This is a genomic window from Streptomyces sp. BBFR51 (genome assembly GCF_044591655.1).
In the GTDB taxonomy this organism is placed as follows: Bacteria; Actinomycetota; Actinomycetes; order Streptomycetales; family Streptomycetaceae; genus Streptomyces.
Window position 1 is genome coordinate 2,808,116 of sequence record NZ_CP172448.1, and the last position, 13,975, is coordinate 2,822,090.

Sequence of the window (13,975 nt, forward strand, 5' to 3'; positions counted from 1 at the left end):
GACGACTGTGGAAATCCTGAACTACGCCTTCATGCAGCGGGCCCTGCTGGCGGCCGTCCTGGTCGGCATCACCGCCCCCGCCGTCGGCATCTACCTGGTCCAGCGCCGCCAGGCCCTCATGGGCGACGGCATCGGCCACGTGGCGATGACCGGCGTCGGCCTCGGCTTCCTGCTCTCCTGGTCCCCGGTGTGGATGGCGACCCTGATCTCCGTCCTCGGCGCGGTCCTCATGGAGCTGATCCGCTGGTACGGCAAGACCCGCGGCGACATCGCCCTCGCCATGCTCTTCTACGGCGGCATGGCCGGCGGCGTGATGTTCATCAACCTCGCGCCGACCGGCTCCAGCGCCAACCTGACCTCGTACCTCTTCGGCTCCCTGTCGACGGTGAGCGAGTCCGACGTCACCGCGATCTGCGTGCTGGCCGCCTTCGTGGTCCTCGTCACCCTCGGCCTGCGCCGCCAGCTGTTCGCCGTCAGCCAGGACGAGGAGTTCGCCCGGGTCACCGGCCTGCCGGTACGCGCGCTGAACCTGCTGACGGCCGTCACGGCGGCGGTCACGGTCACCGTCGCGATGCGCGTCGTCGGGCTGCTGCTGGTCTCCGCGCTGATGGTGGTCCCGGTGGCCGCCGCGCAGCAGCTCACCCGCAGCTTCGCGGCCACCTTCGCGATCGCCGTCGCGCTCGGCGTGACCGTGACGATCGGCGGCACGGTGACGTCGTACTACCAGGACGTGCCGCCCGGCGCGACGATCGTGCTGCTCACCATCGGCGCGTTCGTCCTGCTGACCGCGCTTGCGGCACCGCTCGCCCGACGACGCGCGCGGGCACTCACCGCGGCGCAGCCCGCCGCGGATCCGGCGGAGTGCAAGATTCCGGCCACCCGGGGGGCCACCGACGAGGTCGGCGTCTGACCGCGGGCGAACCGGGCTGGCACAATGGCCCGGCAAGCCGCCGAGACGTGAGGAGGAATCCAGTGACGACCGCTGGACCGCCCGTGAAGGGCCGCAGCACCCGGCAGCGCGCCGCCGTGTCGGCGGCCCTCCAGGAGGTCGAGGAGTTCCGCAGCGCTCAGGAACTCCACGACGTACTCAAGCACAAGGGCGACTCGGTCGGGCTCACCACCGTCTACCGCACCCTGCAGTCCCTCGCCGACGCCGGCGAGGTCGACGTCCTGCGCACCGCCGACGGCGAGTCCGTCTACCGCCGCTGCTCCACCGGCGACCATCACCACCACCTGGTCTGCCGCGCCTGCGGCAAGGCCGTCGAGGTCGAGGGCCCCGCGGTGGAGAAGTGGGCCGAGGCCATCGCCGCCGAGCACGGCTACGTCAACGTCGCGCACACGGTGGAGATCTTCGGCACCTGCGCCGACTGCGCGGGTGCCTCCGGCGGTTGAGCGGCTGGGCCGGGGCTGCGCCCCGGGCCCCCTTGTCGGCCTGAACGGCCTCGTCCTCAAACGCCGGACGGGCTGAATTATTCGGTGCGGCCTTCCATGGCCAGCAGCTCCTCGTTGGGGATGGCGCCGCCGAAGCGGCGGTCGCGGGAGGCGAACTCCAGGCAGGCTCGCCACAGGTCGCGCCGGTCGAAGTCGGGCCACAGGACGTCCTGGAAGACCATCTCGGCGTACGCGCTCTGCCAGAGCAGGTAGTTGGACGTCCGCTGCTCGCCGCTCGGCCGCAGGAACAGGTCCACGTCCGGCATGTCCGGGTAGTACAGGTACTTGGCGAGGGTCTTCTCGTTCACCTTCGACGGATCGAGCTTCCCGGCCCGGACATCCTCCGCGAGGGCCTGCGCCGCGTCGGCGATCTCGGCGCGCCCGCCGTAGTTCATGCAGAAGTACAGCGTGAGCCTGTCGTTGTCCTTGGTCTGCTCCTGCGCGACCTGGAGCTCCTTGGCCACCGACTTCCAGAGCCTGGGCATCCGGCCCGCCCAGCGCACCCGCACCCCCAGCTCGTCGAGGGTGTCACGGGACTTGCGGATGAAGTCGCGGTTGAAGTTCATCAGGAAGCGCACCTCGTCCGGCGAGCGCTTCCAGTTCTCGGTGGAGAAGGCGTACAGCGAGATGTTCCCGACGCCCATCTCGATCGCGCCCTGCAAGACGTCCATGACCTGCTCGGCGCCGACCTTGTGCCCCTCGGTGCGCGGCAGCCCGCGTTCCTTGGCCCAGCGCCCGTTGCCGTCCATGACGATCGCCACATGCTCCGGAACCAGCTCGCCGAGCCTCGGAGGCCGCGCGCCGGACGGGTGCTGCTCCGGCGTCCTGTACTCCCGGCGCTGCCGCCCCAGAATCCCGCGTACAGCCATGTGTCTCTCGTCTCCTCGTACTGTTCTTTCTAGGACTTCTCGACGTACCGCAGGGAGCGCAGGCCGCGCTCCAGGTGCCAGTGCAGGTACGCGGACACCAGTCCGCTCCCCTCCCGCACGTACCGCGGCTCGCACGTGTCCGCCGTGCCCCAGTCTCCCGTGAGCAGCGCCCCGAGCAGTTCCAGGGCCTGCGGCGAGGGTACGACGCTGCCGGGCACCCGGCAGTCGCCGCAGACGGAGCCGCCCGAGCCGACCGAGAAGAACCGGTTCGGACCGGGCATGCCGCACTTCGCGCAGTCCCCGAAGGTCGGGGCGTACCCGTTCACGGCCAGCGAGCGCAGCAGGAACGCGTCGAGAACGAGGTTCGGCGCGTGCTCGCCCCGGGCGAGGGTCCGCAGCGCGCCCACGAGCAGCAGGTACTGCTGCACCGCCGGCTCGCCCTCGTGGTCGGTGAACCGCTCCGCCGTCTCCAGCATGGCGGTCCCCGAGGTGTACCGCGCGTAGTCGGTGACGATCCCGCCGCCGTACGGCGCGATCGTCTCGCTCTGCGTGCACAGCGGCAGCCCGCGCCCGACCAGCTCACTGCCCTTCGAGAAGAACTGCACGTCCACGTGCGAGAACGGCTCCAGCCGCGCCCCGAACTTCGACTTCGTCCGCCGCACCCCGCGCGCCACGGCGCGTACGCGTCCGTGACCGCGCGTGAGCAACGTGATGATCCGGTCCGCCTCACCCAGCTTCTGGGTGCGCAGCACGATGCCGTCGTCGCGGAACAGACTCATGCCGACCATTCTCGCGCATGCTTCAAGGCACCTCGCCCCGGCTTCGCGCGTTGGTGTACGCCATCGCCGCGCTGAGCCGCTCGGACGGGGTGGCGTGGCGTACGTCACCCGGCGCGGCGTCCCACTCCCGGCCCCCGCCGTACGGCCGCATCTGCACGTACGGCCCCTCGTACCCCATGACGATCCCGACCCGGCCGCTGCGGGTGTCCACCGCGTGGGCCCCGACGGGCGGCGTCGTCATCATCGCAGCGCCGCCGCGAGTCGCTGCGCGGTCTCCACGGAACACCGGCCCAATTCGACGAGTGGACAGGGTGCCTCCCGCGCAAGACTCACCGGGTCGAGCCCGAGAGAGGGAAGAGTAATTCCTGCCTCCGCGAGCGCCGCGCGCAATTCTTTCACCGTGTCCTCCGCTCCTTCGACGCAGAGCGCCGAGTGTCGTGCCTCCACCGCTTTCCCCTCGCTTTACGGTTTCACTCTTCGTGTCCCCAGAATGCCGCGCCGCGTCTACACTCGGCAGGAGTATGTGCACTACAAGTAGGGGTCAGTGCAGGGGGGTTGGTTATGGCCAATGGTTCACGGCAAGCCGCGTGGGAGTTCTTCGGAACAGAACTGAAACGTCGGCGAGAGGACGCGGGAATCACCCAAGTCGAGCTGGGTGCACGGGTATTCGTTTCCGGGGGCTACATCGGTCAGTTCGAACAGGCAATTCGGAAGCCGCAGCTGGATGTGGCCCAGAGGATCGACGAGGCGCTACAAACCGACGGTATTTTCGATCGGCTGTGCCGGAAGCTGATTGATGATCCGAGGTATGCGGATTACTTTCGACGAGATCGTCACGGCTCGCCTGGAGCGGTCGCAGGTCCTGGACGACGCTACACGGCCCGAGTATTGGGTGACGTTGCACGAGAACGCGCTGCGGATTCCGGTGGGCGGCGCACAGGCGACGGCGGCCCAGCTGGAGCACGTGGTACGGCTGATGCGGGAGCGCGCAGCGGTGGTGACCGTGCTGTCGTACGGGGCGGGGGCGCATGCGGTCATGAACGGGGCCCTGAAGCTGATGGAGTTCGAGGACGCGCCTCAGGTCGCCTATACAGAGACGTCGTTTTCGGGAACGCTGGTCGACGACCCGGCCGTGGTGAAGCGGGCGCAGCGCGCATACGATCTGCTCAGGGTCGCCGCGCTGTCGCCGGAGGCGTCCCTGGCCCTGATCGAATCGGCGGCGGAGGACTTCAGACGATGCGCGAGTACGACCTGAACCACGCACGCTGGCGCAAGAGCAGCCACAGCAACGGCGAGGGAGGCGACTGCGTCGAGGTCGCCGAGGGAGTCACCGGGGTCGTACCCGTCCGGGACAGCAAGGTGACCGGTGGCCCGGTGGTCGTCGTCGGGTCGGTGGCCTGGACGGAGTTCATACGGACCGTGGGGGCCGCCCGCTTCCTTGCCAGTGTCGTGCCTCCGCGACCCGAGTAAAGGGCGCTGCGCGTCGCCTTCGGCGATGGCCCTGCGGGCCACCCTTGACTCGGCTCGCTCCAGCACGAGGGAGAAGCGAGCGAGCGGCCCGGAAAGACGGGTGGCCGAGGCACGCCGGTCCCTTCCGTCGGCCGCCCGGTCCCGGGCGTAAGGGGCGCGCTCGCGCCTCGCATGCACGCCGGGCCGTCTCAGCGGCTTTCGCCCGGAGGGGGAGACGATCGGACACTCCGTCCCACTCCCTCCCCCACCCCACCTGCCCATTCGCCCCACACACCCGGGACACACCGTCCAATCACCGCCCCCACCCTCCCCACCCCAGACCACCCTCCGAAAACGGCGAACAAATCCGCCGATTTGTTCGCGACTTTCGACATGGGCCCCCACCCACCGCTCGCCATCCACCACCCACCGGCCGTCAGCCACCACCCACCGGCCGTCAGCCGTAAGCCAGCCCGGCGTGCAGGCGAGGCGCCCACGCGTGCCCCGCACCACCGACCCACCGTTCGCCGCTAAGCCGACCCGGCGTGCAGGCGAGGCGCGAGGGCGCCCCGCACCACCCTCCGGCCGGAAGCCGCTGAGCCGTGGCGGCGTGCTGGCGAGGCGCCGACGCGCCCTCACCCCGCCCACTGGCCAACCCGCCCAAGGGACCGGCCCACCCGGGACACCCACGCTCCCCCGGCCGCCCGCACGCTTCTCGCCCGTGCTGGAGCGAGCCGGGTCAAGGGTGACCCGAAGGGTCATCGCCGAAGGCGACGCGCAGCGACAGCGGAGCGCCCTTGACGCGGGTCGTGGAAGCACGACACTGACCAAGAAGCGGGCGGCCCCACAGCCACTCCTCCAACACGCGGTACTCCGACCTACGACTCACGTCCCCGTCCCTCTCGATCTTTCGAACGATGACCAAAACGCCTGCGGTCAGTCAGAGTTGCCTCTCAGACTTACGAAGAAGGGGGCACACCATGTCGTACCCGGAGCCGCGCTACCTCGGCGAGAAGGGCGAGATCAACGCCGTGTTCAGGGCGGCCGACACTCCGCCCGACATCGTCTCCCCCGGCGGCACGACCACCCACTACCTCGCGAGCCACGCCTCCACAGGCGGTGAGTTCGGGCTATACAAGGTGGACATGGGGCCCAGGGCGCCCGGCGCCAAGACGCACTTCCACCGGGGCATCTCCGAGTCGTTCTACGTCCTGTCGGGAGAGGTGGAGCTGTACAACGGCGAGCGCTGGGTCACCGGCCGCCAGGGCGACTTCCTGTACGTCCCGGTCGGCGGACTGCACGCCTTCAAGAACGACAGCGACGACCCCCTGTCCATGCTGATGCTCTTCTCCCCGGGCGCTCCGCGCGAGGAGTACTTCGAGCGCGTCTCCGAGTTCGCGCAGCGTGGCGGCGAGGAACTGCGGGAGTTCCAGGTGAAGCACGACAGCTTCTTCGTCTGACGGGTCCGGGAGAACCCCCGAGGCCCGCACTGGGGTAATCCCCCCTGGGTTTCGGGTTGTTCCCCGGATGGGGAGGGCCCTGGACATCCGCGAGGCTCGTCGCATGACGCAGCGCACGCGAACCATCCGCAACGCCGCCATCGTCGGCGTGTCCACGGCCCTCCTCGGCATCACCGCACCCGTGACCGCCTCCGCCACGGCGGGCCCGTCCGAGCCCCTTGCCTGGACCGCCTGCGAGGGCGCCGGTATCGACCCCCGTCAGCAGTGCGCCACCCTCCGGGTCCCCATGGACCACGCCGATCCGGACGGTCCCCGCATCGACATCGCCGTCTCGCGCATCCCGAGCGAGAATCCGGCCGCCCGCCGCGGAGCGCTCCTGCTCATCGCGGGCGGGCCGGGCGGCTCCAGTCTCAACGACCCGTCGGGAAAGGGGCAGAAGCTGCCCCAGAACGTCCGTGACGCCTACGACCTCATCGGGTTCGCGCCGCGCGGCCTCGCGCCGTCCACGTCCGTCGACTGCGGGCTGGAGCACGGCGATCTCGCCACCTCCCGGCTGCGTCCCTGGCCCGCCCCCGACGGCTCGGTGGCCGGGAACATGGACACCGCACAGCGCATGGCCGACGCCTGCGCCCGCAACGGCGGCGAGCTGATCCGGCACCTCGGCACCGCCAACGAGGCCCGCGACATCGACCTCCTCCGCGCCGCGCTCGGCGAGCGGAAGATCTCCGCGTGGGGCGTCTCGTACGGGACGTACGTCGGCTCGGTGTACGCGCAGCTCTTCCCGCAGCGCACCGACCGGATCGTGCTGGACAGCAACGACAACCCCGACCCCACCCGCGTCAACCGCGCCTGGCTCGCCGCGCACGAGCGGGGCGTGGAGGACACCTTCCCGCACTTCGCGGCCTGGGCCTCCAAGCCCGGCAACCCCGACCGCGTGGCGCGCAGGGCCTTGGACGTGCGGCCGATGTTCCTGCGGCTCGCCGCCCGGCTCGACCGCGAGCCGATCCCGTGGCCGGGTGCCAACCCGGAGGAGCTGAACGGCAGCGTGCTGCGCCAGACCATGCTGGACAGCTTCTCCTCCCCCAGCCGCTATCCCACGCTCGCCAAGCTGATGCGGGCTGCCGAGCAGGGCACCGTGCCGCCCGCGCCCGCGGGACCGCCCGAGGCCGTGCTGCAGAACGTCACCGCGGTCGGCGCCGGCGTCCTGTGCAACGACGTCGCCTGGCCGAAGTCGGCCGCCGTGTACCAAAAGGACGTCACCGAGAGCCGCGCCAAGTACCCGCTCACCGCCGGGATGCCCCGCAACGCGATGCTCTGCGCGGCCTGGCCGTACCCGCCGCGTGAGGCGCCGGTGCGGATCACCGGCCGGGGACCGTCCAACATTCTGCTCGTGCAGAACGAGCGGGACGTCAACACCCCGCTCAGCGGCGCCCTGAAGATGCGCGAGGCACTCGGCCGGCGCGCGGTCCTGGTCACCGTGGACTCCACCGGCCACGACGCCTACCTGGCCAACGGCAACGCCTGCGGGGACGCCACGGTCTCCCGTTTCCTGGCGACCGGGCAGCGCCCCGCCGCGGACGTCTACTGCCGCTGACCGGCGCCCGGCGTCACCAGCCCCGACTCGTAGGCCACGATGACCAGTTGCGCCCGGTCCCGCGCCTCCAGCTTGCCCATGATCCGGCTGACGTGGGTCTTCGCGGTCAGGGGGCTCAGGCCGAGGGATTCGGCGATCTCCGTGTTGTTCAGGCCGCGGGCGACCAGGCTGAGCACCTGGCGTTCGCGGTCGGACAGGCAGTCGGGGCCGGCCTCGCCCGCCACCGGGGTCGAGGGGCTGCGCAGGAACCGTTCGATCAGGCGGGCCGTCGGGCCGGGTGAGAGGAGGGCGTCGCCCGCCGTCACCGTGCGGATGGCGTCCAGGAGTTCGGCGGGCCTCGTGTCCTTGACCAGGAAGCCGGAGGCGCCCGCACGGAGGGCCTCGACGATGTTCTCGTCGGTGTCGTAGGTGGTGAGGACCAGCACCCGTACGCCCGCGAGGTCCGCGTCGGCGGCGATGAGCCGGGTCGCCTCGATGCCGTCCAGGTCGGGCATGCGCACGTCCATGACGACGAGGTCGGCGCGTTCGCTGCGGGCCAGCTCCACGGCCTGGCGGCCGGTGCCGGCCTCGCCGACGACCTCCATGTCGGGGGCCGACGCCACCAGCAGGGCGAACGCCGCACGGACGAGGTTCTGGTCGTCCGCCAGCAGCACACGTATCGTCATCCGGCTCTCTCCGAGGTCAGGGGCGTTCGGGGCGTGGCAGGCGTCGGCAGTACGGCCGTCACCTCGAAGCCGCCCCCGGCGCCGCCCTCCAGCGGTCCGGCGTCGAGTGTGCCACCCACGCTGCGGGCCCGCTCCCGCATGCCGACCAGGCCGAAGCCGGGGGTGCCGGCCGGGTCGGGACCGGTGCCGTCGTCGGTGACGGACAGGCGCAGGGCGCCCGGCTCGGCGTGCACCTCGACGCGGACGGACGGTTCGGGGCCCGCGTGGCGTACGGCGTTGGTCAGCGCTTCCTGCACGATGCGGTAGACGGCGGCGCCGATCGCGGGCGGGAGTTCGCCGGCGCGTACCGACAGCTGCACGCTCGCCCCGGCGGCGCGGGCGGTCTCCGCCAGGTCGGGCAGGCCGCGCAGTCCGGGCAGCGGGCCGCGGGCCTCGGACGCGTCCTGCTCCCTGAGGACTTCCAGCGTGGTGCGCAGTTCACCGCGCGCGGTGCGGCAGGTCTCGGCGATGTCGTCGAGGGCCTTGGCGACGGCGGCCCGGTCCAGGCGTTCGGGGTCGGCGGTCAGGACGTGGGCGGCGACGGAGGTCTGCACGCCGATGAGGGTGATGCTGTGCGCGAGCAGGTCGTGCAGGTCCCGGGCGACGCGCAGGCGTTCCTCGGCGACGCGGCGTCTGGCCTCCTCCTCCCGGGTGCGTTCGGCGCGCTCGGCGCGTTCGACGATGGAGGCGACGTAGTGGCGGTAGTAGCGGACGTCGATGCCGCAGAACAGGACGGCGACGACCCAGCCGGTGATCCGGAGCAGTTCCGCCATGCCGTCGGGATTGGTGAGGGCGTTCATGGTCAGCCCCAGGCCGATGACGACGGAGCCGATGCCCAGGGTGCGGCGCACGGTGCCGGTCGTGGCGACGGTGTAGAGGGCCACCAAGGTCGCGGGCACGGGCGCGGAGTGGTTGTAGTCGAGGCCGTGGAAGGCGGCGACCGGCGCGGCCACCAGGCAGAGCGTCAGCAGGGGCCGGTGCCTGCGGCCCACCAGCGGCACGTGCGCGGCGACCAGCAGCGCCCAGCCCGCCGCGTCCGGGCGGCGGCCCTCGTCGGTGAGCAGCCCGATGCAGACCGCCGCGGTGAGGAGGACCCCGGCGAGTACCGCGTCGTTGCGGGTGCGGTGCGGGGCGGCGAGCGGGTCGCCGTTGATGACGGCGATGACCCGCTCGCCGACGCGGGGCCGGGGCGCTGCCGGAGTGGTTGCGTGCACGCGTCCATCCTCCGCGACGGGTGCGCCCCTCCGGGAGGGGAGGGGCGCACTCCGGTCGCCGGACGTCTCAGACACCGACGGGCTCCCGCTCCCCGGCCGGTGCCGGCCTCTCGGGCGCCCGGGAGAGCCTGCCCGGCCACCACACCCGGCGGCGCAGGGCGACGCTGGCGCTGGTGACGAGGTAGGTGCGGACGAGGAAGGTGTCGAGCAGGACGCCGACCGCGATGACGAAGCCCAGCTCGACCAGCTGCACCATCGGCATGCTGGTGAGCACCGCGAAGGTGGCCGCGAGGACCAGCCCGGCGGAGGCGATGACGCCGCCGGTGGTGCGCAGCGCGACCAGGGCCGCCTGCGTGGGTTCGGCGCCGTTCAGGGATTCCTCGCGCATGCGGTGCATCAGGAAGATGCCGTAGTCGACGCCGAGGGCGACCAGGAAGACGAAGGAGAGCAGCCCGAGGCCCGGGTCGGTGCCCTCGAAGCCGAAGAGGGGCTCGAAGACGAGTCCGCCGATGCCGAGGGCCGCGCCCCACACGGCGACGACCGCGGCGACCAGGATGAGCGGCGCGACCAGGGAGCGCAGCAGCACCGTGAGGATCAGCAGGACCGACAGCAGCACGATCGGTACGACGATCACGGTGTCCCGTGCGTTGGTGTCCTCGAGGTCGATCTGCTGGGCGCTGGGGCCGCCGACGTAGGAGCCGTCGAGCTTGTCGCGCAGGTCCTGGAGGGTGGCGGTCTCGGCGGCCGACTGGGGCGGGGCCGAGGCCAGTACGGTCAGCTCGGTCCAGCCGCCGCCGCTGCGGCCCATCCCGGCACTTTCGACGCCGCGGGTGTCGCGGATCTCGGCGAGGGCGGCGTCGGCGCGGTCGGTGGGGGCGATGACGGTGATGGGCTGGGTGCCGCGCTCCGGGTAGGCGTCGGCGAGGGTCTCCATCGCGGCGATCGCGTCGGGCCGGGTGGTGAAGGAGTCCTCCTGCTTGAGGTTGCCGGGCAGGGCGAACGCGCCGAGCGCCAGCGCGCCGAGCAGGACGGCGCCGCCCACCAGGACGGTGCGGGGCCGGCGTTCGGCGGAGCTGCCCATCGCGGCGAACAGCGACCTGCGGGCCTTGGGGGTGCTGCCGTAGCGCGGGACCAGGGGCCAGAAGACGCGGCGGCCGAGCAGGACCAGGAGCGCGGGCAGCAGGGTCAGCATGGCGGCCAGCGCGCAGAGCACGCCGACGGTGCCGAGCGGGCCCATGCCGCGGCTGGAGTTGAGGTCGGCGGCGAGCAGGCACAGCAGTCCGGCGGCGACGGTGCCGGAGGAGGCGAGCACGGCGGGGCCGCAGCCGCGCAGGGCGGCGAGCATGGCGTCGTACGGCCGCTCGATGCGGCGCAGTTCCTCGCGGTAGCGGGCGACCAGGAGCAGCGCGTAGTCGGTGCCGACGCCGAAGACGAGGATGGTCATGATGCCGCTGCTCTGGCCGGAGACGGCGGTGCCGAACCACTGGTTGAGGCCGTAGGCGACGCCCATGGAGAGGTAGTCGGCGATTCCGGCGACGGCGAGCGGGACGAGCCACAGGAAGGGGCTGCGGTAGATGAGGATCAGGAGGAGGGCGACCACTGCGGCGGTGGTGTAGAGCAGGGGGCCGTCGAGGGAGTTGTAGACCTCGGAGGCGTCGGTGGCGAGCGCGCCCGAGCCACCGACCTCGACGCTCAGTCCGTCGCCGCCGCGGGCGACGTCCCGTACGTCGTTGACGAGTGCGTCGCGGGCCTTCTCGTCCGTGCCGGGCTCGGTGGAGGCGACCGGGTACATGAGGGTGGTGCCGTCCTTGGACGGGATGCCCGCCGGGCGGCCGGTCAGTTCGTGGGCGCCGGCGATCTCGGCGACCTGCTCGGCGGCGGTGGCCTTGTCGGCGGCGGTCAGTCCGGCGTCGCGGTGGTAGACGAGGACCATCTCGGTGGCCTCGCCGCCGGGCAGCCGTTCCTGGATCTTGGCGACCTGCGTCGAGTCGGCGCTCGCCGGCAGGTAGTCGACGGCCCGGTCGCGCTGCACGTCCCCGAGTTTCGACGCGAACGGCGAGGCGATCGCCAGGACCGCGATCCACAGTCCGAGCACCAGCCAGGGCACGGCCCGCCGTCGTCCCCCGCTTGTTCTTACGGCCCCCATCTGACGGGCCTCCCTCCGGTGGATGTCTGGTTCGGTTCCCAGACTTCCGCCGGCGGGCTTCCGACACGTCAGGCGCGAGGGCGAGTTGGCGGCTACTGCCCCGGGTGACGCGCGGCCCTCGATACTCCCCGGGGAGTAGTGGCCCTCAGGCCCGGTCGACCATCCAGTTGCCGTCCTCCTCGTCGTCGACGCGCACCTCGAGTTCGCGCAGGCCCATGCCCGCGTCCCAGAGTTCCTTGAAGCGCTTGAGCCGGTCCCGTACGTAGTCCTGGCGCGCGGTGAGCCGGGTCCTGACGTTGACGTCGCGCAGGTCCTGCTCGATCTCGAACGACACCTCCTCGTCGTAGAGGATGAAGTCGTTGGTGGTGCCGCGCTGGAGGTGCGGGGGCAGTTCGGGCAGGACCGCCACGCGTACGTCGATGCGGCGCAGTTCCTGCTCCTCGCACAGCCGCAGCAGCCGGTCGTCGAGTTCGCGGGCGCTCTCCAGCAGGAACAGGCGGCGCACCGCGACGCCCTGTTCGTCGATGGCCGCCTGCTGGGCGTCGAGGTAACGCCCGGCGGGCTCGCTGTTCCAGAACTCCCGGTCGACGGAGGTGCTGGTGGCGAGGATGGACTGCTCGGCGGCGCGGGTGAGGGTGAGCATCCAGTCGTGGTTCTCGCCGGGGCATTCGGCGCTCAGGTTGGTGAGGTCCGCCATGTGGCTGACCACCCGGGACATCTCCAGGTGGACGAAGGTGTGGAGGATGGAGGGGCTGGGCAGCAGGACGTCGGCGAAGCCCTTGGCCAGGTCGGGCACGCTGTCGACGCGCACCGGGTCCAGCGGGCGCCCGGGCTCGGCGGAGCGGTGGTCGACCTGGGTGACATGGGTCTCGACCAGCTGCTTGACGTCCTCGGTGTGCCGGGTCAGGCCGGTCTTCAGCTCGTCGTCGTAGCGGCGCAGGCCGTCGCGCAGGGCGGCGGTGTTCTCGGCCAGGGCGCTTTCCACCCGCCGGGTGTGCTCGTCCAGGCGCTGCGGTCCCGGCCGCGGGGCCAGTCCGAGGACGTACTGGACGGCTGCCGCCGCGCCGGCGCAGAGCACCGCGGACACGAACTGCCGCAGTGTGCCGTCGTCCGGACTGAGTAGTGCCGTGACGCTCCAGAAGAGGGCGCCGACGACGAGGGCGACCAGCAGCATGCGCGCCCAGGGGGACTCCCCCCTCGGGTCGATCGGGTTGGCCGTGCGGGCCGTGTCGTCGGGGCGGGGTGACTGTGCCGTGCTCATCTCGCTTCTCCCCCCGTTGGGATACGCGTCGGATAGGGGTGCGGGGATGTGCGTGCGGGTCGGGTACCGGGTCCCTGGGGCGCCCGGTCAGGGGGCTGGTTCCACCTCCCGGTGGGGTGCGGGTATGGCGTGCAGGGTGAGCTGGTCGCGGATGCGCTGCACCAGCGCCTGCCACTGCCGGGTGAAGCCGGGCCGTTCCTCCAGCGGGTCCCACAGCGCGGCCAGTTGGGCGGCCACGCGGGCCCGGGGCATCCACAGGTGCAGCAGGTGGTCGACGGCCGGCCGCAGTGTCCGTACGACGGCGCCGGCGTCCTGTGCCGCTCCGGCGCCGAGCCGGAGGCCGTCGAGCATGCGGACGACGGTGGTGAGCAGCCAGTCGTGCAGGGCGAGGTCGTCGCAGAGCGCGGCGAGGTCGGAGTCCGCGGTGTCCTCGGGCACGCGCAGGCGTACGGTGCGCAGCTCGTCCTCGGCGAGGGTGAACCGTTCGAGGGTGGGGCCTTCGCCCGGTGCGGCGGGCAGCGCCACCCAGCGCAGCCGGGTGGGGCGGGACCGGAAGGGCGGGCGCTGATCGAGCAGGGGGTGGCGCAGCAGCCGGGTGAGCAGCCCGTCGGCGATCAGGCCGACGTCGAGGTCGCCGTGGCGTGGGCCGCCGAGCACGCCTTGCGCGATGGCCTCGTGGGGGAGTTTGCCGAGCGGTTCGACGATGCCGGGCCGCACCAGGTACTCGCCCCACGGCCGGCGCTGGTCGGGTCCGGTGGCGGGGAGCCGGCAGTGCGCGGAGGTCTGCAGGACGCGGCCCTCGGTGAGCGCGGCGTGGGCGGCGACGGTGCCGACCGCGCGGATCCGGGCGCCGTTGGAGCTGGGCAGCGGGCAGTCGACGCCGGTGAGGGTGTCGGTGGAACGCGCGTAGAGGCCGGGGCGTTCGGAGAGCAGTACCCGTTCGTCGGCGCGCAGGCCGAGGAGTTGGGCGGCGGAGCGGATGTCGAGGGCCTGCCGGGCGGGCAGCAGGCAGGTGCGGATCTCGCCGCAGGCGAGGACGGCGGGCGGGGTGCTCTGCCGCGGCGCCAT

General features: G+C 71.9%; 14 protein-coding genes and 1 pseudogene. 6 read left to right on the top strand and 9 right to left on the bottom strand.

The genetic code is table 11. The features are described 5' to 3' along the window. Positions 1-7: 7 nt before the first annotated feature. Together ACGH7X_RS12795 and ACGH7X_RS12800 are read left to right on the top strand one after the other, a co-directional pair. Positions 8-910 (top strand): metal ABC transporter permease, encoded by a 903-nt coding sequence (locus ACGH7X_RS12795; protein WP_399884778.1) that lies wholly within the window; start codon positions 8-10, stop codon positions 908-910. Between the two features lie 62 nt (positions 911-972). Beyond that, positions 973-1,392 (top strand): Fur family transcriptional regulator, encoded by a 420-nt coding sequence (locus ACGH7X_RS12800; protein ID WP_399884781.1) that lies wholly within the window; start codon positions 973-975, stop codon positions 1,390-1,392. 77 nt (positions 1,393-1,469) lie between these two features. Here the strand turns inward: ACGH7X_RS12800 and ACGH7X_RS12805 are convergent, their stop codons facing one another. The 4 genes from ACGH7X_RS12805 to ACGH7X_RS12820 are packed head-to-tail and all read right to left on the bottom strand — an operon-like array spanning position 1,470 to position 3,526. Continuing rightward, on the bottom strand, positions 1,470-2,300 hold the full coding sequence (locus ACGH7X_RS12805) for an isoprenyl transferase (protein ID WP_399884783.1): 831 nt from the start codon (positions 2,298-2,300) through the stop codon (positions 1,470-1,472). Between the two features lie 29 nt (positions 2,301-2,329). Next, positions 2,330-3,079, bottom strand: a complete 750-nt coding sequence (recO, locus tag ACGH7X_RS12810) for a DNA repair protein RecO (RefSeq protein WP_399884785.1) — start codon at positions 3,077-3,079, stop codon at positions 2,330-2,332. A gap of 22 nt (positions 3,080-3,101) precedes the next feature. Next, positions 3,102-3,323 carry a hypothetical protein gene (locus ACGH7X_RS12815; protein ID WP_399884787.1) on the bottom strand — a complete coding sequence of 74 codons (222 nt, stop codon included), beginning with the start codon at positions 3,321-3,323 and terminating at the stop codon, positions 3,102-3,104. Beyond that, positions 3,320-3,526 (bottom strand): hypothetical protein, encoded by a 207-nt coding sequence (locus ACGH7X_RS12820; RefSeq protein WP_229892006.1) that lies wholly within the window; start codon positions 3,524-3,526, stop codon positions 3,320-3,322. Before ACGH7X_RS12820 ends, ACGH7X_RS12815 begins: the two co-directional genes overlap by 4 nt. Before the next feature lie 114 nt (positions 3,527-3,640). On the opposite strand from ACGH7X_RS12820, the pseudogene ACGH7X_RS12825 reads away from it, so the two are divergent. The 4 genes and pseudogenes from ACGH7X_RS12825 to ACGH7X_RS12840 all read left to right on the top strand — a co-directional run bounded on the left by ACGH7X_RS12825 (position 3,641) and on the right by ACGH7X_RS12840 (position 7,582). Then, a pseudogene (locus ACGH7X_RS12825) lies at positions 3,641-4,334 on the top strand (Scr1 family TA system antitoxin-like transcriptional regulator). Then, positions 4,316-4,549, top strand: coding sequence for a DUF397 domain-containing protein (locus tag ACGH7X_RS12830; protein WP_399884789.1), 234 nt, complete (start codon positions 4,316-4,318; stop codon positions 4,547-4,549). Before ACGH7X_RS12825 ends, ACGH7X_RS12830 begins: the two are co-directional and overlap by 19 nt. 959 nt (positions 4,550-5,508) lie before the next feature. Then, entirely contained in the window at positions 5,509-5,988 is a 480-nt protein-coding gene (locus tag ACGH7X_RS12835) for a cupin domain-containing protein (RefSeq protein ID WP_399884791.1), read from the top strand. Between the two features lie 103 nt (positions 5,989-6,091). Beyond that, complete coding sequence (locus tag ACGH7X_RS12840) at positions 6,092-7,582, top strand: alpha/beta hydrolase (protein WP_399884793.1); 1,491 nt, start codon at positions 6,092-6,094, stop codon at positions 7,580-7,582. Here ACGH7X_RS12840 and ACGH7X_RS12845 read toward each other — a convergent pair. From ACGH7X_RS12845 to ACGH7X_RS12865, 5 genes are all read right to left on the bottom strand, one after another. Further along, positions 7,570-8,247 carry a response regulator gene (locus ACGH7X_RS12845; RefSeq protein WP_399884795.1) on the bottom strand — a complete coding sequence of 226 codons (678 nt, stop codon included), beginning with the start codon at positions 8,245-8,247 and terminating at the stop codon, positions 7,570-7,572. The genes ACGH7X_RS12840 and ACGH7X_RS12845 overlap by 13 nt on opposite strands. Beyond that, positions 8,244-9,500 (bottom strand): sensor histidine kinase, encoded by a 1,257-nt coding sequence (locus ACGH7X_RS12850; RefSeq protein ID WP_399884797.1) that lies wholly within the window; start codon positions 9,498-9,500, stop codon positions 8,244-8,246. Before ACGH7X_RS12850 ends, ACGH7X_RS12845 begins: the two co-directional genes overlap by 4 nt. Before the next feature lie 67 nt (positions 9,501-9,567). Beyond that, positions 9,568-11,646, bottom strand: coding sequence for an MMPL family transporter (locus ACGH7X_RS12855; protein ID WP_399884799.1), 2,079 nt, complete (start codon positions 11,644-11,646; stop codon positions 9,568-9,570). Positions 11,647-11,791: 145 nt separating this feature from the next. After that, the gene (locus tag ACGH7X_RS12860) at positions 11,792-12,907 is read right to left on the bottom strand and encodes a hypothetical protein (RefSeq protein WP_399884801.1); all 1,116 of its coding nucleotides are present in this window, start codon (positions 12,905-12,907) and stop codon (positions 11,792-11,794) included. 87 nt (positions 12,908-12,994) lie between these two features. After that, positions 12,995-13,975 carry an SCO2521 family protein gene (locus ACGH7X_RS12865; RefSeq protein ID WP_399884803.1) on the bottom strand — a complete coding sequence of 327 codons (981 nt, stop codon included), beginning with the start codon at positions 13,973-13,975 and terminating at the stop codon, positions 12,995-12,997.

Coding starts and splice junctions, on each gene's coding strand:
- ACGH7X_RS12805 (WP_399884783.1), bottom strand. CDS start 2,300: ATGGCTGTACGCGGGATTCTGGGGCGGCAGCGCCGGGAGTACAGGACG.
- recO (WP_399884785.1), bottom strand. CDS start 3,079: ATGAGTCTGTTCCGCGACGACGGCATCGTGCTGCGCACCCAGAAGCTG.
- ACGH7X_RS12815 (WP_399884787.1), bottom strand. CDS start 3,323: ATGATGACGACGCCGCCCGTCGGGGCCCACGCGGTGGACACCCGCAGC.
- ACGH7X_RS12830 (WP_399884789.1), top strand. CDS start 4,316: ATGCGCGAGTACGACCTGAACCACGCACGCTGGCGCAAGAGCAGCCAC.
- ACGH7X_RS12835 (WP_399884791.1), top strand. CDS start 5,509: ATGTCGTACCCGGAGCCGCGCTACCTCGGCGAGAAGGGCGAGATCAAC.
- ACGH7X_RS12840 (WP_399884793.1), top strand. CDS start 6,092: ATGACGCAGCGCACGCGAACCATCCGCAACGCCGCCATCGTCGGCGTG.
- ACGH7X_RS12845 (WP_399884795.1), bottom strand. CDS start 8,247: ATGACGATACGTGTGCTGCTGGCGGACGACCAGAACCTCGTCCGTGCG.
- ACGH7X_RS12855 (WP_399884799.1), bottom strand. CDS start 11,646: ATGGGGGCCGTAAGAACAAGCGGGGGACGACGGCGGGCCGTGCCCTGG.
- ACGH7X_RS12860 (WP_399884801.1), bottom strand. CDS start 12,907: ATGAGCACGGCACAGTCACCCCGCCCCGACGACACGGCCCGCACGGCC.
- ACGH7X_RS12865 (WP_399884803.1), bottom strand. CDS start 13,975: ATGGCGCCGCGGCAGAGCACCCCGCCCGCCGTCCTCGCCTGCGGCGAG.